Annotated in this window: 13 protein-coding genes and 3 pseudogenes; 6 read left to right on the top strand and 10 right to left on the bottom strand. The window is 73.1% G+C overall.

Annotation, left to right across the window (positions count from 1 at the left end):
• Positions 1–66: 66 nt before the first annotated feature.
• From ACFYWL_RS06240 to nrdR, 4 genes and pseudogenes are all read right to left on the bottom strand, one after another.
• A pseudogene (locus ACFYWL_RS06240) lies at positions 67–2,535 on the bottom strand (vitamin B12-dependent ribonucleotide reductase); the annotation flags it as partial.
• 177 nt (positions 2,536–2,712) lie between these two features.
• Positions 2,713–3,594, bottom strand: a pseudogene (locus tag ACFYWL_RS06235) (LAGLIDADG family homing endonuclease); the annotation flags it as partial.
• Positions 3,592–4,062 (bottom strand): annotated as a pseudogene (locus ACFYWL_RS06230) (vitamin B12-dependent ribonucleotide reductase); the annotation flags it as partial. The pseudogenes ACFYWL_RS06235 and ACFYWL_RS06230, both read right to left, overlap by 3 nt.
• A gap of 65 nt (positions 4,063–4,127) precedes the next feature.
• Complete coding sequence (gene nrdR / locus ACFYWL_RS06225) at positions 4,128–4,640, bottom strand: transcriptional regulator NrdR (RefSeq protein WP_386968100.1); 513 nt, start codon at positions 4,638–4,640, stop codon at positions 4,128–4,130.
• A gap of 584 nt (positions 4,641–5,224) precedes the next feature.
• Between nrdR and lexA the strand changes: the two genes are divergently transcribed.
• Entirely contained in the window at positions 5,225–6,010 is a 786-nt protein-coding gene (lexA, locus tag ACFYWL_RS06220) for a transcriptional repressor LexA (RefSeq protein WP_386968097.1), read from the top strand.
• An 89-nt stretch (positions 6,011–6,099) separates the two neighbouring features.
• Here the strand turns inward: lexA and ACFYWL_RS06215 are convergent, their stop codons facing one another.
• Entirely contained in the window at positions 6,100–7,794 is a 1,695-nt protein-coding gene (locus tag ACFYWL_RS06215) for a hypothetical protein (RefSeq protein WP_386968094.1), read from the bottom strand.
• A gap of 110 nt (positions 7,795–7,904) precedes the next feature.
• Positions 7,905–9,356: a GTPase HflX gene (gene hflX / locus ACFYWL_RS06210; RefSeq protein ID WP_386968091.1), complete on the bottom strand. Its 1,452-nt coding sequence runs from the start codon at positions 9,354–9,356 to the stop codon at positions 7,905–7,907.
• A 206-nt stretch (positions 9,357–9,562) separates the two neighbouring features.
• Here hflX and ACFYWL_RS06205 point away from each other — a divergent pair, with 206 nt between their 5' ends.
• Positions 9,563–11,038, top strand: coding sequence for an NAD-dependent malic enzyme (locus ACFYWL_RS06205; protein ID WP_386968088.1), 1,476 nt, complete (start codon positions 9,563–9,565; stop codon positions 11,036–11,038).
• 187 nt (positions 11,039–11,225) lie between these two features.
• On the opposite strand, the gene dapF is transcribed toward ACFYWL_RS06205, so the two are convergent.
• Genes dapF through ACFYWL_RS06190 form a run of 3 tightly spaced genes read right to left on the bottom strand, consistent with a single transcriptional unit; the run spans position 11,226 to position 13,802 of the window.
• A complete protein-coding gene (gene dapF / locus ACFYWL_RS06200; RefSeq protein ID WP_386968085.1) occupies positions 11,226–12,071 on the bottom strand; it encodes a diaminopimelate epimerase in 846 nt (281 codons plus the stop codon).
• Between the two features lie 7 nt (positions 12,072–12,078).
• A complete protein-coding gene (gene miaA / locus ACFYWL_RS06195; protein ID WP_386968082.1) occupies positions 12,079–13,032 on the bottom strand; it encodes a tRNA (adenosine(37)-N6)-dimethylallyltransferase MiaA in 954 nt (317 codons plus the stop codon).
• Entirely contained in the window at positions 13,029–13,802 is a 774-nt protein-coding gene (locus tag ACFYWL_RS06190) for a hypothetical protein (RefSeq protein WP_386968079.1), read from the bottom strand. Before ACFYWL_RS06190 ends, miaA begins: the two co-directional genes overlap by 4 nt.
• A 203-nt stretch (positions 13,803–14,005) precedes the next feature.
• Between ACFYWL_RS06190 and ACFYWL_RS06185 the strand changes: the two genes are divergently transcribed.
• The 3 genes from ACFYWL_RS06185 (at position 14,006) to ACFYWL_RS06175 (ending at position 18,554) form a co-directional block, all read left to right on the top strand.
• A complete protein-coding gene (locus ACFYWL_RS06185; RefSeq protein WP_386968076.1) occupies positions 14,006–15,214 on the top strand; it encodes a DUF349 domain-containing protein in 1,209 nt (402 codons plus the stop codon).
• Between the two features lie 429 nt (positions 15,215–15,643).
• On the top strand, positions 15,644–17,290 hold the full coding sequence (locus ACFYWL_RS06180) for a cellulase family glycosylhydrolase (RefSeq protein ID WP_386968073.1): 1,647 nt from the start codon (positions 15,644–15,646) through the stop codon (positions 17,288–17,290).
• A gap of 298 nt (positions 17,291–17,588) precedes the next feature.
• A complete protein-coding gene (locus tag ACFYWL_RS06175; RefSeq protein ID WP_386968070.1) occupies positions 17,589–18,554 on the top strand; it encodes a polysaccharide lyase family 1 protein in 966 nt (321 codons plus the stop codon).
• A gap of 49 nt (positions 18,555–18,603) precedes the next feature.
• Here the strand turns inward: ACFYWL_RS06175 and miaB are convergent, their stop codons facing one another.
• The gene (gene miaB, locus ACFYWL_RS06170; RefSeq protein WP_386968067.1) at positions 18,604–20,148 is read right to left on the bottom strand and encodes a tRNA (N6-isopentenyl adenosine(37)-C2)-methylthiotransferase MiaB; all 1,545 of its coding nucleotides are present in this window, start codon (positions 20,146–20,148) and stop codon (positions 18,604–18,606) included.
• Between the two features lie 52 nt (positions 20,149–20,200).
• On the opposite strand from miaB, the gene ACFYWL_RS06165 reads away from it, so the two are divergent.
• The gene (locus ACFYWL_RS06165) at positions 20,201–20,437 is read left to right on the top strand and encodes a DUF2277 family protein (RefSeq protein WP_386968065.1); all 237 of its coding nucleotides are present in this window, start codon (positions 20,201–20,203) and stop codon (positions 20,435–20,437) included.
• The last annotated feature ends 98 nt before the right edge of the window (positions 20,438–20,535 follow it).

Below are 20,535 nucleotides of genomic sequence, written 5' to 3'. Positions count from 1 at the left end.
GGCCCTTCCTTACCAACAGGTCGGGCCCCGGGCGCTGGCGCGCCCGGGGCCCGACCGCTGCCGCACTCAGCTACAGCCGCTGGTCGACCCGCAGCCCTCGCAGACGTAGCAGCTGCCCGCCGGCCGCATCTTCGTGCCGCAGGTGAAGCAGAGCGGCGCGTCGGCGGCCTTGCCGATCACGGCTTCCAGCAGCTCCGTGCTGGAGCCCACCGACGGGGCCGGCTTCGCGGCGGCGACGTCGGCCAGCTCCTGCGCCGGCTGGGCGACCGCGCCGGCCGTGGCCTGCTGGCCCGGCGCGGCCTTCGTCTCCGGCGACTCGACCGGCGCGGAGGCCGCCATCGCGGTGAGGTCCGCGCCGCTGACCGTGGCGCTCTCCGCCTCCGCCTCGGCCCGCAGCTGCGCGGCCCGCTCCTTGGCGGTGAAGATGCCCAGCTCGGCGCGGCGCTCGTACGGCAGGAAGTCCAGGGCCAGGCGACGGAAGATGTAGTCCATCACCGAGGCGGCCATCCGCACGTCCGGGTCGTCGGTCATGCCCGCCGGCTCGAAGCGCATGTTGGTGAACTTGCTGACGTACGTCTCCAGCGGGACGCCGTACTGCAGGCCGATGGAGATGGCCACCGAGAAGGCGTCCATCACGCCGGCCAGGGTCGAGCCCTGCTTCGACATCTTCAGGAAGACCTCGCCGAGGCCGTCGTCGGGGTACGACGAGGCGGTGAGGTAGCCCTCCGCGCCGCCGACGGAGAAGCTGACCGTCTCCGACGGGCGCTTCTTCGGCAGCCGCTTGCGCACCGGGCGGTACTCGACGACCTTCTCGACCACCTTCTCGACGGCCTTCTCCGCCTCGGCCGGGGCCTCGGCCGGCGTGGTCGCCTTGTTGGGCTTGGCCACCGACAGCGGCTGGCCGACCTTGCAGTTGTCCCGGTAGATCGCCAGCGCCTTCAGGCCGAGCTTCCAGCCCTCGAAGTAGATCTTCTCGACGTCCTCGACGGTCGCCTGCTCCGGCATGTTGACCGTCTTGGAGATGGCGCCCGAGATGAACGGCTGGACGGCCGCCATCATCCGCACGTGCCCCATCGGCGCGATGGACCGCTCGCCCATGGCGCAGTCGAAGACCGGGTAGTGCTCCGGCTTGAGGCCGGGGGCGTCCACCACGTGACCGTGGTCGGCGATGTGCTCGACGATCGCCTCGACCTGCTCCTCGGGGTAGCCGAGGCTGCGCAGGGCGCGCGGGACGGTCTGGTTGACGATCTGCATGGAGCCGCCGCCGACCAGCTTCTTGAACTTGACCAGCGCCAAATCGGGCTCAACGCCCGTAGTGTCGCAATCCATCATCAAGCCAATAGTTCCGGTCGGGGCGAGCACCGCGGCCTGGGAGTTGCGCCAGCCGTGCTTGTCGCCGATCTTGTTGCCCTGGGTCCACTGCTTCGTGGCCTCCCGGACGATCGCGGTGGCGACCGTGCCCGTGGGCTTGATCTCGTCGTTGGCAGCGGCGTGCTTGCGCATGACCCGCTTGTGCGGCTCGGCGTTGCGGGCATAGCCGTCGTACGCGCCGACGATGCCGGCCAGCTCGGCCGAGCGGCGGTACGCCGTGCCGGTCATCAGCGAGGTGATGGCGGCGGCGACGGAGCGGCCCTGCTCCGAGTCGTACGGCAGGCCCGAGGCCATCAGCAGCGCGCCGAGGTTGGCGTACCCGATGCCGAGCTGCCGGTAGGCGCGGGTGGTCTCGCCGATCCGCTCGGTCGGGAAGTCGGCGAAGCAGATCGAGATGTCCATCGCGGTGATGACGAACTCGACCGACCGGACGAACTTCTCCACCTCGAACCCGCCGTCGGCCCGCAGGAACTTCATCAGGTTCAGCGAGGCCAGGTTGCAGGACGAGTTGTCCAAATGAAGGTATTCGCTACATGGGTTAGATGCGGTGATTCGCCCGGTCTCCGGGCAGGTGTGCCAGTCGTTGATCGTGTCGTCGTACTGGAGGCCGGGGTCGGCGCACTCCCAGGCGGCCTGGGCGATGGTGCGGAACAGCTTCTTGGCGTCGATGGTCTCGATGGTCTGCCCGTCGAGCCGGCCACGCAGGTCGAAGCCGCCGCTGTTCTCCACGGCCGACATGAACTCGTCGGAGACGCGCACCGAGTTGTTGGCGTTCTGGTACTGCACGCTGACGATGTCGTTGCCGCCGAGGTCCATGTCGAAGCCGGCGTCCCGCAGCGCGCGGATCTTGTCCTCCTCGCGCGCCTTGGTGATCACGAACTCCTCGATGTCCGGGTGGTCGACGTCGAGGATGACCATCTTCGCCGCGCGCCGGGTCGCGCCGCCGGACTTGATCGTGCCGGCGGAGGCGTCCGCGCCGCGCATGAAGCTGACCGGGCCGGAGGCGGTGCCGCCGGAGGAGAGCAGCTCCCGGGAGGAGCGGATCCGGGAGAGGTTGACCCCGGAGCCGGAGCCGCCCTTGAAGATCAGCCCCTCCTCCTTGTACCAGTCGAGGATCGAATCCATCGAGTCGTCGACGGAGAGGATGAAGCAGTTGTGCACCCGGAGGTTGCCGGCGAGGAACTCGCCGCTCTCCGTCTGGATGTCGTAGACCTCCATCGCGCCGAGCGGCTCGATACGGTCGATCTCCAGCCGCTTGATGCCGCCGGCCGACCGGCCCGCCTTGGCGAAACTCTGCTCGAGCTTGGCCGTCTTCTCCGCGCCGACGAACCCGATGTGGGTGGCGAAGAGGTCTCGGTCGCCGTCGTTCTGGATCCGGACCGACCAGCAGCCCTTGCGGTTCGGCCGCGGGTCGGGCTTGTGCGCGACGCGGGAGAAGATCCCGAAGCGCAGCAGCAGGCTCTGCACGCCCCGGATCAGCTTCTCCGAGATCATGTCCACCGCGACGAGCGTCGAGTGCTCGCGCGCGGAGACGTAGCCCTCGGCCTGGAAGATGCTGCGCAGGTACGCCGCGACGACCGGCAGCGGCGCGGTGAAGAGCTGCTGCGGCACCTCCATGTCGACGCCGCGGGTGAGCAGGTCCCACTTCTGCACGAACGGGCGCAGGTGCTCGCCGTAGAGACGGGTGCGCCGGCAGTCCAGCTCGTCGCTCTGCGTCGTCACCGTGCGCTCGTGCCGGTGCGCGCCGCCGAAGACCTCGTCGAGGGTGCCGGTGACCCAGTCCAGCTCGTCGTCGTTGACGGTCATCGCCTCGATCGTCAACGACCGGTTCGTGCCCTCGTCGTACTGCCCCACGAAACCGTCGGACTGCAACCAGCCGGCGAGCGCGGCCTCGCGGATCTCCCGCAGGTCGATCTCGCTCTCGCCGTAGGCGTAGGTGCGGTGCCACTCCAGCTTGTCGCCGGGCGCGAGCGTGCCGGCCTCGACCCACCGGCCCGTGCCGTCGCCCGTGCTCTTCCACACCACGTGGTCCGGCGTGACGTCAAGTTGGTAACCCGCCTTGGTGTGCAGCCGGATGACCTCGCGCACCCCGTTGGCCTTGACGGCGACGATCCTGGTCAGGCCGCTGCCGTCGTACACCTTGGCCCCGACGGCCTGCTCCTCGACCAGCTTGCCGATCGGCACCAGGCCGCCGGGGGTGCTGACCAGCGAGTCGTAGGGCAGGCACGCGCTGACCTGCTGCGGTGAGGGCGTGCCGACGTTGAACCAGACCGGCGAGTTGAAGCTGAACACCTGGTGCAGCAGCATCCAGGTCAGCTCGTGGGCGAACACCTCGGCGTCGGCCGGGGTCGCGAAGTAGCCGTGCTCCTCGCCGGCGGCGCGGTAGGTGCTGACCACCCGGTCGATGAGCTGCCGCAGCGACCACTCCCGCTCCGGGGTGCCGACGGCGCCCCGGAAGTATTTGGTGGTGACGATGTTGGCCGCGTTGACGCTCCAGGACTCGGGGAACTCGACCCCGCGCTGCTCGAAGTTGATCGAGCCGTCCCGCCAGTTCGTCATCACGACGTCGCGGCGCTCCCACGCCACCTCGTCGTAGGGGTGGACCCCCTCGGTGGTCCACACCCGCTCGACCTTCAGGCCGGTGCTGGCCTTCGTCCGCGTCCGGCTGGCTGTCACGCCGTCCCCCGCCATCTCATCCGCCCCCTCGTCTGCGCGGTCACCCGCCGCGCGTCCAAACTGTCAGAAACCAGAAAGAATCAATTGGTACGGCCGGCGGCCCCCGCCGCGGCCGTACCGTCGCCGACCCCGGCGCCCTCCCGCGCGCGGGCGGCGGCCCGCAGGGTCTCGATCTCGCGCTCGAAGTCCGCGAGGGAGTCGAACGAGCGGTAGACGCTGGCGAAGCGCAGGTAGGCGACCTCGTCCAGGTCCCGCAGTGGGCCCAGGATCGCCAGGCCCACGTCGTGGCTGGGGATCTCGGCGGCCCCCTTGGCCCGGATGGTCTCCTCGACCTTCTGGGCGAGCAGGGCGATCGAGTCCTCGTCGACCGGTCGTCCCTGGCACGCCTTGCGCACCCCGCCGATGATCTTGATCCGGCTGAACGGCTCGGTCACCCCGCTGCGCTTGACCACCGCGAGCACCGCCTCCTCGTGCGTGGTGAACCGCTTGCCGCACTCGGGGCAGGACCGCCGCCGGCGGATCAGCTGGCCGTCGTCGGCCTCCCGCGAGTCGACGACCCGGGAGTCGGCGTGCCGGCAGTACGGACACCGCATCGCCTGACCTCCTTCGTCGACGGCGGGCCGACAACCCGCTCCCCGGGCACGCGAAACCGCGGCGCCGACCCCGCCCGGGGGCCGCCACCGGGTGCGGTAGCGGGAAGTGCGGTCGGTAGTCGAACCCAACCTGTAGGCGACTTACGCCCGTGTGACTACTACATCTAGGGGTTGACCGTATGCGCCCGGCGCACCGTGGTCAAGTTCGCCGGCGCATCCGGCGCGTCACCAGAATCACGTCGGCGATCCCCCTCCGCGGGGCCGCCGAAAGCCCAACGCGGCACGCGTCCCCCCGGTCACGCCCTGCGGCCGACCCACCCCCGGCAACAGGGGCCGGACGGGCGGACGTCGAACTGACGTTCGAGCGCGCGTACCATTTATCAGAACAGGCGTTCGGATTTCCCGCTTTTCGAGTCCGACACGCCGACGAAGGTCGTACAGATGTTTGAAAATGACCGATCCCACCTATACGGTCAAGAACAACCGGGCCGGCGAGCACGCGGACCGGCCGAGGCAACCCGCGCGGCTCCACCCCACAGCCCCCCGAGCCGCCGGGCAACCAGCGCCGACCAGGGAGGACGGACGTGACCGAGGACCGGGCCAGCCGGCCGAAGAACCCGCAGCAGAGCACCGAGGCGGGTCCGCCGGCCACCCGACGCCCCCGCGCCGCGCGCAGCCGGGCCGCTCAGCCGGGCGTGCGTCCCGTCACCCCGGTGGTCAGCAGCTTTCCCGACCCGGCCACGGTCGACCTGACCGCCCGGCAGCGCCGCATCCTGGAGTTCATCCGCAACTGGGTCGAGCGGCACGGCTACCCGCCGAGCGTGCGGGAGATCGGCGAGGCCGTCGGCCTGGTCTCCCCGTCCAGCGTCGCCTACCAGCTCAAGGAGCTGGAGAAGAAGGGCTTCCTGCGGCGCGACCCGAACCGCCCGCGCGCGGTGGACGTCCGGGCTCCCGGCGACACCCTCGACGACGAGGCGAGCCGCTCGCAGCGCCCCGCTCCGGCGTACGTGCCGATGCTCGGCCGGATCGCCGCCGGTGGCCCCATCCTCGCCGAGCAGGCGGTGGAGGACGTCTTCCCCCTCCCCCGCGAGCTGGTGGGCGAGGGCGAGGTCTTCATGCTCCAGGTCAAGGGCGACTCGATGCTCGACGCGGCGATCTGCGACGGCGACTGGGTGGTGGTGCGGCAGCAGCCGACCGCCGAGGCGGGCGACATCGTCGCCGCGATGCTCGACGGCGAGGCGACCGTGAAGACCTACCGCCGCCGCGACGGCCACGTGTGGCTGATGCCGCAGAACCCGGCCTTCGACCCGATCCCGGGCGACGACGCCACCATCATGGGCCGGGTCGTCGCGGTCCTGCGCCGCATCTGACGGGTCTCCGGAGGGCCGACGGCCCGGGTGCCGGCGCGCCCGGGCCGGAGGTCAGGCACGGCGTCCGCCGCGCCGTGGCGCGACGACGGTCAGTACCGGTCGCCCCGGTACTCGCGGCCTCCGCCGGGCGGCTGGCCGTAGCCGCCGCGCTCGTCGCCGGGCCCACCGTCGCCGTGTCGGCCTCCACGCGGGTCCCGGGGGTCCCGCCCCCGCCGGGGCGGCTCGGCCCGTCCGCCGTAGACCCCGCCGCGGCCCGGCTGACCCGCCCGTCCCGGCGGCTGGGCCGCTCCGCCGCCCGCGCCGGGCGGAACGCCCCCGGGCTGCGCGCCGCCGTAGCCGCCGCCGGACGGCCGCCCCCCGCCTGCCCCGTACACGCCGCTGCCCGGTGGGCGGGCAGCCCCCGCCGGGCGGGCCGCGCCGCCGTAGACGCCGCCGGAGGGTGGGCGCGCGCCGCCGGAGGGTGGGCGCGGGCCGGCGGGGGCGGGGGCCGCGCCGTAGCCGCCACCACCGGCCGGCACTGCGCCGTAGACTCCGCCTCGGCCCCGGCCACCGCCCTGCGGCGGCCCCTCGGCCGGCCGTCCCCGGGCGGGCCCGCCCGGGCCGGCGTTGAGCGGGAACGCGTCGCGCTCCGGCAGGTCGGCGTCGGCGGCGGGCTCGTCGGGCGGCGCGGGACGCCGCCGGGCCCGGAGGATGCCGAAGATGCCCGCGCCGACCATCAGCGCGCCGATCACGCCGACGGCCGCGATGAGGTAGGTGATCTCGTCGAGGCTCAGCCCCTCCACCCAGGACTTCTCCGCCGCCGGCTTCGGCGGGCCGGCGTCGCCGCCGGTCAGCGCCTCGACGCCGGTGGTGGCGGGGGTGTAGGCGAGGATCTCGATGGCCTCGTCCTCGCCCAGCTCGCCGCCGTCGGAGACGGTGACGAACGACTTGCCGTCGGGGGTGTAGGAGATCGCCTCGCCGAACGGGTCCGTCAGCGGGGTCACGCGGGGCTTGCCGCCGGTGAGCGCGCCGACGATGTCGCCGCCGGAGACGTCGTACTCGAAGGCGTCCGCGTACGTCCGCAGGACCACCTTCTTGCCGTCGGGCGAGCGGGCCGCGCCGGTGATGGCGACCCGGCCGATGGTGTTGAGCACGTTCGGGGTGTTCGTCTTCGGCAGGGAGACCTCGCCGACCCTGGTCATCGGCACGGGGTCGGTGTCGCCGCTGTTGAGCTCGCCCTCCGGGGCGAAGATCTCGGCCTTGCCGCTGGCCACCTTCGTGATGATCAACGGCTTGCCGTCGTCGGTGATCAGCAGCGCCTCGGCGTCGTGCGGCTTCTTCTCGGGGTACGACAGCCGGTGCAGCACCGGCCGGGCGGACCCGTCGGCCGGCATGCTCCACACCGCGACCCGCTCCCGTCGCTGGGTGCTGGTGATGTTGTCGCCGATGTCGCCGATCCAGAGCTTCTCGCCGTCCGGCGAGAGCGTTAGGTCCTCCGTGTCGAGCGGGCCGTTGCCGGAGTAGCGGACCTCCTTCACCACCTGGCACCTGGTGTCGAGGAAGAACACGCGCTTGCGGGCCTCGATGGTGGTGCCGTCGTTGATCACGACGTAGCCGCTCCTGGTCGCCACCAGGCCGGAGAGCTCGCGTAGGCGCTCGTCGGTGACGGCGCAGCGCTTCTTGCCGGGGGTCGGCCCGGGGGCGGCGGCCCCGGGGGCGGGCGCGGCCAGGGCGACTCCGGTGAGCGCCACGGTCGCCCCGAGCAGGCCGAGGGCAACCGTGACCGACGAAACAGCGCGGCGCATGGGGTCAGTGTCGCATGCCCGTGTAAACGCGAGGGGCACGCCGGACCGCCCGTCTCGGGCCGTTCGGCGTGCCCCTCGCTGTCGCGTACGTTGCCGGGGCCGGGCCGGGTTCACCGGGCGGCAGCGGCGACCCGCCCCTCGTCGGCGGCGAACGGCGCCAGCTCGGCGGCGAGCGCCTCGCTGACCCGCACGTGCAGCATCGTGCCCTCGGGCAGGTGGGCGGAGCTGAGCACCTCGCCCTGCCGGTGCACCCGGGCGACCAGGGCCCCCCGGTCGTACGGCAGCACGGCCCGGACCTCCACGGCGGGGCTGGGCAGCCGCGCCTCGATGGCGGCCCGCACCTCGTCGATCCCCCGCCCGGAGCGGGCCGAGGCGAACACGGCGTCGGGCCAGAGCCGCTTGAGCCGCAGCAGGGTCTCCTCGTCGGCCGCGTCGGTCTTGTTGACCACCAGCAGCTCGGGCAGCCGGTCCGCGCCGACCTCGGCGAGCACCTCGCGGACCGCCCGGACCTGCTCCTCCGGGTCCGGGTGGGTGCCGTCGACGACGTGCACCACCAGGTCGGCCTCGGCGACCTCCTCCAGCGTCGAGCGGAACGCCTCGACGATCTGGTGCGGCAGGTGCCGGACGAAGCCGACGGTGTCGGACAGGGTGTAGATCCGCCCGTCGGGGGCGGTCGCCTTGCGGGTGGTCGGGTCCAGGGTGGCGAACAGGGCGTTCTCCACCAGCACGCCGGCGCCGGTCAGCCGGTTGAGCAGGCTGGACTTGCCGGCGTTGGTGTAGCCGGCGATGGCCACGGCGGGCACCGCGTTGCGGGAGCGGCGGGCGCGCTTGGTCTGGCGTACCGTCCGCATGGCCTTGATCTCGCGGCGCAGCCGGGAGATGCGGTGCCGGATGCGCCGCCGGTCGGTCTCCAGCTTGGTCTCACCGGGGCCGCGGACGCCGACGCCGCCGCCCGCGCCGCCGCCGCGGCCGGAGCCGCCGGTCTGCCGGGACAGCGTCTCGCCCCAGCCGCGCAGCCGGGGCAGCAGGTATTCGAGCTGGGCCAGCTCGACCTGCGCCCGGCCCTCCTTGCTCTTGGCGTGCTGGGCGAAGATGTCGAGGATCAGGGCGGTGCGGTCGACCACCTTGACCTTGGTGCGCTGCTCCAGGTTGCGCAGCTGGGACGGGGACAGCTCGCCGTCGCAGATCACCGTGTCGGCGCCGCTGGCGAGCACCACCGCGCCGAGGTCGTCGACCTTGCCCCGGCCGATGTAGGTGGCGGGGTCGGGGCGGCTGCGGCGCTGGATCAGCCCTTCGAGGACCTGCGAGCCGGCCGTCTCGGCGAGCTGCGCCAGCTCGGTGAGGGAGTTCTCGGCGTCGGTCTGCGTGCCCTCGGTCCAGACCCCGACGAGCACGACCCGCTCCAGCCGGAGCTGGCGGTATTCGACCTCGGTGATGTCGGTGAGCTCGGTGGAGAGGCCAGGGACCCGCCGCAGCGCCTGCCGCTCCGACAGCTCGAACTCCCCGGTGGTCGCCTCGAGCTCGTCGTCCGTGAAGGGTACGTAGGTCTCCTGGTCGCGCAAACCGCGCCTCCTGTCCGTTATGTGCCATAGCGACGGATTCTGTCGCGTACGACCAATCCTGACACGTGTCAACGCCGGACGCACCCGCTATATGCCCGTCGCGTGGACCACCGAACGTGGGGGTGAGTGCTCCCCGATCCGGGCGGGCGAGTAGAAATGCGGGCGAGGTACGACCGACCCCGATCAGCGTTGACGGAGGGAATCCTGTGGCCATCACCCGACTTCCGAGCGCGGGATTCTCGATCACGATCCGGATCTCCGTGCCGGCGGACGCCTCCTCGATCGGCCGGCTGACCACCTCCGTCGGCGAGGCCGGGGCGATCGTCACCGCGCTGGACGTGGTCGACTCCGACCCGACCCACGTGCTGGTCGACCTGACCTGCGACACCGCCGACGCCGGCCACGCCGACCAGGTCGTCGACGCGCTCACCGCCCTGGACGGGGTGGACGTGCGCAAGGTGTCCGACCGGACGTTCCTGCTGCACCTCGGCGGCAAGATCGAGGTGAGCTCCAAGGTCGCGCTGCGCAACCGCGACGAGCTGTCCCGGGCGTACACGCCGGGGGTGGCCCGGGTCTGCATGGCGATCGCGGAGAACCCGGCCGACGCCCGCCGGCTGACCATCAAGCGCAACACGGTCGCGGTGGTCAGCGACGGCTCGGCCGTGCTCGGCCTGGGCAACCTCGGGCCGGCGGCGTCGCTGCCGGTGATGGAGGGCAAGGCGGCGCTGTTCAAGCGGTTCGGCGGGGTGGACGCCTGGCCGGTGGTGCTCGACACCCAGGACACCGACGAGATCGTGGCGATCGTCAAGGCGATCGCGCCCGCGTACGGCGGGATCAACCTGGAGGACATCGCCGCGCCGCGCTGCTTCGAGATCGAGGCCCGGCTGCGCGACGCGCTGGACATCCCGGTGTTCCACGACGACCAGCACGGCACCGCGATCTGCGTGCTGGCCGCGCTGACCAATGCCCTGCGCGTCGTGGGCAAGCGGCTCGCGGACGTGCGGGTGGTCGTCTCCGGCGCGGGCGCGGCCGGCACCGCGATCATGAAGCTGCTGCTGCGCCAGGGCGTGGGCGACATCATCGCGTACGACCGGCAGGGCGCCCTGCACCGCGGGCTGACCGGGCTCAACCCGGCCTGGCAGTGGCTGGCCGACAACACCAACAGGGAGGACTACTCCGGCGACCTGGCCGGGGCGGTGCGCGGCGCGGACGTGTTCATCGGGGTGAGCGCGCCCAACCTGCTCACCGGCGACGACATCGCCACCATGGCCAAGGACGCGATCGTCTTCGCGCTGGCCAACCCGGACCCGGAGGTCGACCCCCGGGAGGCGCGCAAGCACGCCGCCGTGGTCGCCACGGGCCGCTCCGACCAGCCCAACCAGATCAACAACGTGCTCGCCTTCCCCGGCGTGTTCCGGGGGATGCTCGACGCGCACGCCGAGGAGTTCACCGAGGAGATGGCGATCGCGGCGGCCCGGGCCATCGCGGACGTCGTCGGCGAGGACAAGATCAACCCGACGGTGATCGTGCCCAGCGTCTTCGACGCCCGGGTGGCCCCGGCGGTCGCGGCGGCCGTGCGCGCCGCCGCGCAGACCCCCGCTTCCGAGACTCCCCCGCCGGCCGCCGACCCGGGCCCGGCGGACCTCCCGGAGATCGCCGCCACCGCCAGCGCCACCCCCTGACCCCCCACCCCACCCCACCCCACCGCCCCGGCCCCCGCCCCCGCCCGGCCCCACCCGGCCCCCGGGTCCCCCGGGTCCCCCGGGTTCGCTTCGGTGATCAAGAGGTTTGTGTCACCGTCGAGATCGACTCTGACGTTTTCCTCTTGATCACCGGCTTGAGCCGCCGGGGGGCGGGAGGGCGGGGGGGTCAGGTTCGGAGGGTTGTGGGGTTCAGTGTGCCGGTGGCGATCAGGAGGGCCGGGCCCGACAGCCAGCAGGAGTCGTCGGTCACCGTGACCGTCAGGCGACCGCCGGGGACGTCGACCGTCACCGTGCCGGTGTCCCGGCCGGCGTCGCGCAAGGCGACCGCGGCGACCGCGCACGCGCCCGTGCCACAGGACAGCGTCTCGGCGGAGCCCCGCTCGTGGACCCGCATCAGCACGTGGCCGTCGGTGCCGTCGACCGGTTCGCCGGGGACGGTGAACTCGACGTTCACCCCGGCCGGGAAGATCGCCGGGTCGAAGGCGGGGGCCCGGGTGAGGTCGAGCGCGCCCAGCTCCAGCCCGGCCGGCAGGGCGCAGACCAGGTGCGGGTTGCCGACGTCCACGGCGGTGCCGGTGAGGGTCAGCCCGCCCAGGGCGGCGGTCGACGTGTCGTACAGCCGGGGTCGGCGCATCTCCACGGCGACGTCGTCGCCCTCGACGCGGGCCCGCACCAGGCCGGCGCGGGTGACCACCGGCAGGGTGCCGTCGACCGGCGCGGCCAGCCCCTGCGCCAGCAGGTAGCGGACGAAGACCCGCGCGCCGTTGCCGCACATCTCGGCGAACGAGCCGTCGGCGTTCCAGTAGTCCATGAACCACTCGGCCTCGCCGGCCCGTCCCGCGCCCTCGGGGTGCTTGGCGGCCCGCACCACCCGCAGGACGCCGTCCGCGCCGAGGCCCCGCCGCCGGTCGCACAGCGCGGCGACCAGGCCCGGGGTCAGGTCGAGCGCGCCGTCCGGGTCGGGGAGGATGACGAAGTCGTTGCCGGTGCCGTGTCCCTTGGTGAACTCCACGCCCCCATCATCGCGCAGCCGCGCGGACGAGACTCAGGGCCGCCTCGACCAGCCCCGGGCCGGCGGAGTTTAGCCAGTGGATCCGCGGGTCGCGGCGGAACCAGGAGCGCTGCCGACGGACGAACCGCCGGGTGGCCCGGATCGTCTCGTCGTGCGCCTCGGCCTCGGTCAGCTCGCCGGCGAGGAGGCGCAGCACCTGCTGATAGCCGAGCGCCCGGCTGGCGGTGCGGCCCTCGGGCAGGCCCTGGTCGAGCAGGCCCCGGACCTCGTCGACCAGGCCGTCGGCCCACATGCGGTCCACCCGCAGCGCGATCCGCTCGTCCAGCGCCGCGGTGTCCAGGTCGACGCCGAGCTGCACCGACGGGTAGTACGGGGTGGGCTCGGGCAGCGCCGCCGTGAACGGGGCACCGGTCAGCTCGATGACCTCCAGGGCCCGGACGATCCGCCGGCCGTTGCCGGGCAGGATGCCCTCGGCCGCCGCCGGGTCCGCCGCGCGCAGGCGGGCGTGCAGGGGGGCGGGGCCGCCGGCCGCCAGTTCCGCCTCCAGCCGGGCGCGCAGGTCCGGATCGGTGCCGGGGAACTCGAACCGCTCCAGCACCGCCCGCACGTACAGCCCGGAGCCGCCGACCAGCAGCGGCACCCGGCCCCGGGCCAGGATGCCGTCGACCGCCGCGCGGGCCAGCCGCTGGTATTCCGCGACGCTGGCCGGCTCGGTCACCGGCCAGATGTCGAGCAGGTGGTGCGGGACCCCGTCCCGCTCGGCGGGGGTGAGCTTCGCCGTGCCGATGTCCATGCCCCGGTAGAGCTGCATCGAGTCGGCGTTGACCACCTCGCCGCCGAGGGCGTGGGCGAGGGCGATGCTCAGCGCCGACTTCCCGGCGGCGGTCGGCCCGACGACGGCGACGACGGCGCCGCGCCCGGCGGGCCCGTCGCCGAAGGTGGGGCGCCCGGTCGCGGTCACGCCGGCTCCCAGGTGGCCACGAAGTAGGCGACGCCGTAGGGCGCGTCGTGGTAGGTCAGGTCGCCGCGCCAGTCGCCGCCCGCCGCCCGGGCCGCGCCGGCCAGCACCTGCCAGGGCGCGCGCCCGGCGACCTTCAGCCGCGCCGACAGCGCTGGGTCGAGGCCGAGCAGCGCCTCGGCGTCCGCGTCGGCCAGGGCCCGGGCAACCCCGTCGTCGTACGCTTCCGCGAGCGGGTCGGCGTAGCCGGGGGCCTTCGTGCCGTGGCACGCCGAGCCGTCCCCGAGCACCAGCAGCGCCACCCGGGGGCGGTGCTGGTGCACCTGCCCGGCCAGCGCGGCCAGCTCGGCGGGGGTCGCCCCGGCGTCCACCTGGGCGGCGGCGACCGGCACCCCGACCCGGTGCCGGGCGAGCAGCCACGCGCCCACGGCAAGGCTCAGCGGCAGCGCGGACGCCCCCGCCACCGCCGGGGCGTCGCCGGCCGCCGGTGCGGCGTGCGGCGGCAGCGGGCTGTCGTCGTCCGGCCCGGCCGAAAGCGGGACGGACAGGTCCGCTCCCCAGGGGCGGAAGGAGCCGACGGCCGGCGGCACGATCCAACCGGTCGCCGGCCCCGTGCCCACCAGCACCAGGCCGTCGGGGGCGCGGCCGAGCAGCCGGGCCACGGCGGCGTCGGCGGCGCGGCGGAGTTCGTCCAGCTCAGCCGCGGCGGCGCCGGCCAGCTCGGGCACGATCAGGGGCGGGTGGGGGCAGACGGCGGCGGCGACCAGAGGCACCCGTTCACCGTAGCGGGACCCGCCGGTGCGTCCCCGCGCCGATCCGGTCGTCGGGGGGCTAGGACACCGTATGGTCACGGTCGACGACAGGCGCTCGACGCGGACGGGGGCGGACCTGTGACAATGCCGGGAGTAACTTTGCTGCGCCGTGGCGGCGCTCGCGGGCCCTGGCCCGTCGACGCCGGGAGAACGAGGATGGGCACATGAGCGACTGGACGGCCTTCGGACGGGTGGACGCGGACGGCACCGTGTACGTCAAGACCGCCGAGGGCGAGCGGGTGGTCGGATCCTGGCAGGCGGGCGCTCCGGAGGAGGGACTGGCCCACTTCGCCCGCCGCTTCGCGGATCTGGTCACCGAGGTGGACCTGACCGAGGCACGGCTCAACTCGGGCGCGGCGGACGCCGGACACTCGTTGACCACGATCCGCCGGATCCGCGCCTCCCTGGCCGAGGCGCACGTCGTCGGCGACATCGACGCCCTGACGGCGCGGCTGGACAAGCTCGCCACGGTCGCCGAGGAGAAGGCGGGCGAGGCGCGCGCCGCGCGGGAGGCCGCCCGGGGCGAGGCCCTGGCGCGCAAGACCGCCCTCGTGGAGGAGGCCGAGAAGCTGGCTGCCGAGTCGACCGGCTGGAAGACCGCCGGGGACCGGCTCAAGGAGATCCTCGACGAGTGGAAGACCATCCGGGGCGTCGACAAGAAGGCCGACGGTGAGCTGTGGAAGCGGTTCGCCGCCGCCCGGGACGGCTTCACCCGTCGCCGGGGCGCGCACTTCGCCTCCCTGGACTCGCAGCGCAAGCAGGCGCAGCAGGTCAAGGAGGACCTGGTCGCCGAGGCGGAGAAGCTGCGGGACTCCACCGACTGGGCGGCCACCGCCAACCAGCTCAAGGACCTGATGACCCAGTGGAAGGCCGCCCCGCGCGCCGCCAAGGAGGCCGAGCAGAAGCTCTGGGAGCGGTTCCGGGCGGCCCAGGACGCGTTCTTCACCCGGCGCAGCGAGGTGTTCTCGGCGCGGGACAACGAGCAGCGGGCCAACCTGGAGCGCAAGCAGGCGCTGCTCGCCGAGGCGGAGGCGCTCGACGTCGACGCCGACCCGAAGGGCGCCCAGGCCAAGCTGCGCGAGATCCAGGCGCAGTGGCACGAGGCCGGCCGGGTGCCGCGGGAGGCCGCCGCCGGGCTGGAGCGGCGGCTGCGGGTCGTCGACGACAAGGTCCGCGAGGTGATGGACTCGGCGTGGCGCCGGACCACCAAGGAGGACAACCCGCTGCTGGCCCAGATGCGCGCGCAGGTGGCCGAGGCCGAGGAGCGGCTGGCCCGGGCCCAGGCCGCCGGGGACAACCGGCGGATCAAGGAGGCCGAGCAGGCGCTCGCGTCCAAGCGGCAGTTCCTCCAGCTCGCGGAGCAGGCGGGCTGAGCTGACCGTCCCGGGAGCCCCCGGTCCCCCACGCGGGGCCGGGGGCTTTCGGCTGTCCCGGGCCCGCATGGGGACCGCGATCGGATGGCGGGTGGCGTGCGCGAGGACCCGCGCAGGTTGACGCATCCAGGTGCGCTGATGACAATGGTCCGCGGAGCTAGGTAGCAGCACCGGCGCGAGGGGCACCGACGGCGGATTCGCCGCCGCGCGTCGCCGGTCCACCGCGAGCGGTCGCATCCGCGTCGCCGTCGTATCCCGCATTCCGCGTCACTGGTCGGCGCCCCCTTGCCTGCCGGTCGACACGCCGGTCGGCAAGCATCCCGTGGTTGCCGGTCGGCACGCCGCCCTGCGGGCACCGGGCGACGGCCCTCCCCCTGGTTCCCCGCCCGCGCCGCCCGTGCGGCAGCCGGCATCCGAAGTGGAGTCCCCATGCACAGATCCACCGCCCTCGGCGGCGCGCTCACCGCGCTCGCCACCGCCGCGGCCGGCGTCCTCGTCGCCGCCGCCGTCGGCACCGCGCCGGCCGCCGCCGCCACCGGCGGCACCGGCACCGGCTACCTGCGCACCAACGGCAACAAGATCGTCGACAGCACCGGCGCGACGGTCCGCCTGACCGGCATCAACTGGTTCGGCATGGAGACCGACAACAGGACCTTCCACGGCCTGTGGTCGAACAACCCGTGGCGCGGCCAGCTCGACACGATGGCCCGCCTCGGCTACAACACGCTGCGCATCCCGTACTCGAACGACGCGCTGAAGCCGGGGGCGACGGCGAGCGGCATCAACGACTTCGTGAACCCCGACCTGGTGGGCCTGTCGCCGTTGCAGATCCTCGACAAGGTCATCGCCTATGCGGGCAGCAAGGGGATGCGGGTCATCCTGGACCGGCACCGGCCGACGGCGGCCGGGCAGTCGCCGCTCTGGTACACCTCCACGGTGTCGGAGGCGACCTGGATCGACGACTGGAAGATGCTGGCCCAGCGGTACGCGAACAACCCGACGGTCATCGGCGCGGACCTGCACAACGAGCCGCACGCCGAGGGCACCAACCCGGCGGCCACCGGCGCCTGCTGGGGCTGCGGGGACACCACGCGGGACTGGCGGCTGGCCGCCGAGCGGGCCGGCAACGCGATCCTCGGGGTGCAGCCGAACTGGCTGATCTTCGTCGAGGGGGTGAGCTGCCCCAGCGGCGGCCTGTCGAACGTCTGGGACAACGACCCGAGCAACGACGAGGACTGCGGCTGGTGGGGCGGCAACCTCTCCAAGGCGGGGCAGTTCCCCGTCCGGCTGAACGTGGCGAACCGGCTGGTCTACTCCCCGCACGAGTACGCCACCAGCGTCTTCGAGCAGAACTGGTTCTCCGCGCCGGACTACCCGGCGAACCTGCCGGCGATCTGGGACAAGTACTGGGGATACCTGTACAAGCAGAACATCGCCCCGATCATGATGGGCGAGTTCGGCAGCACCCTGGCCGACCCGCGCGACAAGGTGTGGCTGGAGAACCTGATGGCGTACACGGGCACCGGGGTCAACGGGATGTCGTTCACCTACTGGTCGTGGAACCCCAACTCGGGTGACACCGGCGGCATCGCGCTGGACGACTGGACCAACATCAACACCGCGAAGCAGGCGATCCTCCAGCCGTACCTGATCGCGCCGGTGGGTGGCGGGACCGATCCGACACCGACCGGAAGCCCGACGGGGACGCCGACCGGCACCCCCACGCCCACGCCCACCTCCACCCCGCCGCCGACCACCACGCCGCCGGCCGGTGGCTGCACCGCCACCTACAAGCAGGTCAACTCGTGGGCGGGCGGCTTCCAGGGCGAGCTGACCGTCAAGAACGGCGGCTCGGCAGCGGTCAACCCGTGGTCGGTGACCTGGAACTGGCCGGCCGGCGTCACGCTGGTCAGCGGCTGGAACGCCACCGTGACCCAGTCCGGCACGGCGGTGACGGCCGCCGCGCCGGCCTGGTCCGCGTCGCTCGCGGCGGGCGCCTCGGTGACGGTCGGCTTCACCGCCAACGGGTCCGCCGCGACGCCCGGCGCGGTCAAGCTGAACGGCGTCGCCTGCTGAGCCAGCGCGTCACCGCAGGACGGCGGCCGGCACCCGACGCGGGTGCCGGCCGCTGATCCTTGTGCAGGTGGGGATGGCCGACGGGAAGGGTTTACATCGATAGGCATCTGTGTTTACATCGGGAAAGCGCTTGCCTGCCTCTTGGCGGGCCAGCACGGGAGCCGCTTCTCACCCCAGGGCAGTCCACACCGGCGGGGACCCGGACCACCGTCTCCGGCCGACCCAGACGCCACACCGGGCACCGGCGTCGACGATCGGCCGACCGGTCCGCGCGCCCGCGACCACCGAAGGGAAGCACATGCGCATCACGGCACGACGTCGCACCACGCTGCTCGCCGCAGCCGCCACCGCCTCCGTCCTCGTCGTCGGAGCCCTCACCGTCGCCACCGCCCCGGCCTCGGCCGGACCCACCGACCTGGTCGGCTGGGCCACCCAGAACGGGGGCACCACGGGCGGCGGCAGCGCCCCGGCCACCACGGTCACCAGCGCCTCCGCGCTGACCACCGCCGTCGGGTCCAGCAGCGCGGCGGTGATCCGGGTCTCCGGCGCCATCTCCTGCTCCGGCATGCTGCGGGTCCGGTCCAACAAGACCATCCTCGGCAACCCGGGCGCGACCATCTCCGGCTGCGGCTTCAACATCAGCGGCGACCGCAACGTGATCATCCGCAACATCACGTTCACGAGCTGGAACGACGACGCGATCAACGTGCAGGAGTCGGCGACCAACGTCTGGGTCGACCACAACACCTTCACCGGCGGCTACGACGGCGCGGTCGACATCAAGCGCGGCTCGGACTTCGTCACCGTGTCGTGGAACCGGGTCTACAACCACGACAAGTCGATGCTGCTCGGGCACAGCGACGACAACGCCAGCCAGGACACCGGCCACCTGCGGGTGACCTACCACCACAACTGGTTCGACGCGAGCACCCAGCGCCACCCCCGGGTCCGCTTCGGCAACCCGGTGCACGTCTACAACAACTACTACTACCGCAACAGCGGCTACGGCGTGGCCTCCACGATGAGCGCCGGCGTGCTCGTCGAGGGCAACTACTTCGAGAGCGTCAGCGACCCGTTCCACCTCGGCGAGGGCAGCTCCGGCCCCGGCACCCTGGTCGCCCGGAACAACTACTTCGTCAGCTCCGGCAGCGGGCAGACCGGCGGCAGCGTGAAGAGCATCCCGTACTCGTACACCCTCGACAGCGCGAGCAGCGTCAAGTCGATCGTGACGGGCGGCGCGGGCGCGGGCCGGATCTCGGTCTGACCCCGCGCAGAATGGTCGGGGCCCGGCGGTGCGGCGGGCCCCGACCGCGTCAGTGCGCCGCGCAGCCGGTCGCCGGCGCGGGCGCCGCGGCCGGCGCGCCGACCGTGGGCAGCCCGAGCAACACCCCGGGGGTACGCGGGACGCGGCCGGCCTCGGCGGCGTCGCCGGCCCGGGTGCGCCGGTGCGACAACGGCTCCCCGTCGGCGTTGAGGTGGTGCGGGGCGGCATAGGTGATCACGGTGTGCACGATGTCGCCGGGGCGGATCTGGCCGGCGAGGGAGCCCGCCTCGCCGTGCTGGCCGTTCGCGCCCGTCGCGCCGTGCCCGCCCGTCGCGAAGTGCACGAGGCGGCCGTCGCGGGCCCGCCCCGACATCCGGCCGGTGCGCTCGTCCTTGCGGCCCTCGCCGACGGCGACCAGCACCTCGACCTCCTGCCCCACCAGCTTGCGGTTCTCCGCCCAGGTGATCTCCTCCACCGTCGCGATCAGCCGCTCGTAGCGCTCCTGCACCACCTGCTTGGGCAGCTGGTCGGGCATGGTGGCGGCCGGCGTGCCGGGGCGCTTGGAGTATTGGAACGTGAACGCCGAGGAGAAGCGGGCCTCGCGGACCACGTCCAGGGTGCGCTGGAAGTCGGCCTCGGTCTCGCCGGGGAAGCCGACGATGATGTCGGTGGTGATCGCCGCGTCGGGCATCGCCGCCCGGACCCGCTCGATGATCCCCAGGTATTTCTCCGACCGGTACGACCGGCGCATCGCCTTGAGCACGTCGTCGGAGCCGGACTGCAACGGCATGTGCAGCGAGTGGCAGACGTTCGGCGTCTCGGCCATCGCGGCGATCACGTCGTCGGTGAAGTCCTTCGGGTGCGGGCTGGTGAACCGGACCCGTTCCAGCCCGTCGATCTCGCCGCAGGCGCGCAGCAGCTTGCCGAACGCGTAGCGGTCGCCGAACTCGACGCCGTAGGAGTTGACGTTCTGCCCGAGCAGGGTCACCTCCAGCACGCCGGAGTCGACCAGGGCGCGGACCTCGGCGAGGACGTCGCCGGGGCGGCGGTCCTTCTCCTTGCCGCGCAGGGCGGGCACGATGCAGAACGTGCAGGTGTTGTTGCAGCCCACCGAGATCGACACCCACCCGGCGTACGTCGACTCGCGCCGGGTCGGCAGCGTCGAGGGGAAGACGTCGAGCGACTCCAGGATCTCCACCTCGGCGGCGGCGTTGTGCCGGGCCCGCTCCAGCAGCGCCGGCAGGGAGCCGATGTTGTGCGTGCCGAACACCACGTCCACCCACGGGGCCTTGCGGACGATGTCGCCGCGGTCCTTCTGGGCGAGGCAGCCACCGACGGCGATCTGCATCCCCGGGTGCCTGTCCTTCACGGGGCGCAGGTGACCCAGGTTGCCGTAGAGCCGGTTGTCGGCGTTCTCCCGGACGGCGCAGGTGTTGAACACCACCACGTCGGGGTTGCCGTCGGCCTCGGCGGCGCGCACGTAACCGGCCTGTTCCAGCAGGCCGGAAATGCGCTCGGAGTCGTGCACGTTCATCTGGCAGCCGTACGTGCGCACCTGGTAGGTGCGCGGGCTGCCCACGGCTGCGGTAGTCATGACCCGCACAGCGTATCCGCACCAGCCGACAGAACCCGAACGAGGAGGAGCCGTGTGCCGCAGCATCAAGACCCTGCGTGAGCCGTACGTGCCGGAGGTGAACCGGGCCGACATCGAGGCCGCGGCGTTGCAGTACGTCCGGAAGATCTCCGGGTTCCGCGCGCCGGCCGCGCACAACGCGGCGGCGTTCGACGCGGCGGTGGCCGCCGTCGCCGAGGCCACCGCGACGCTGCTGGACCAGCTCGTGGTGCGCGGCGGCGCCCCGCAGCGCCCGGCCGCCGAGGGCTGAGCCGGGGCTGCCGCGGCCCCGGGCCAGCGAACGCTGAACCGGGGCCGCCGGGGGCCGGGCCGGGGCCGCCGGGGCAGCGCGCGGGGCTCCGGGTCGGT

Source organism: Micromonospora sp. NPDC002575 (assembly GCF_042889525.1).
Classification (GTDB): Bacteria; Actinomycetota; Actinomycetes; order Mycobacteriales; family Micromonosporaceae; genus Micromonospora; species Micromonospora carbonacea.
Note: the sequence above shows the minus strand (reverse complement) of the source record. Positions and strands in the feature narration are given on the sequence as shown.

Bases quoted from the DNA above. Each gene is read 5' to 3' on its own strand.
- nrdR (WP_386968100.1), bottom strand. From the start codon at position 4,640: ATGCGGTGTCCGTACTGCCGGCACGCCGACTCCCGGGTCGTCGACTCG.
- ACFYWL_RS06215 (WP_386968094.1), bottom strand. From the start codon at position 7,794: ATGCGCCGCGCTGTTTCGTCGGTCACGGTTGCCCTCGGCCTGCTCGGG.
- ACFYWL_RS06185 (WP_386968076.1), top strand. From the start codon at position 14,006: ATGAGCGACTGGACGGCCTTCGGACGGGTGGACGCGGACGGCACCGTG.
- ACFYWL_RS06180 (WP_386968073.1), top strand. From the start codon at position 15,644: ATGCACAGATCCACCGCCCTCGGCGGCGCGCTCACCGCGCTCGCCACC.
- ACFYWL_RS06175 (WP_386968070.1), top strand. From the start codon at position 17,589: ATGCGCATCACGGCACGACGTCGCACCACGCTGCTCGCCGCAGCCGCC.
- miaB (WP_386968067.1), bottom strand. From the start codon at position 20,148: ATGACTACCGCAGCCGTGGGCAGCCCGCGCACCTACCAGGTGCGCACG.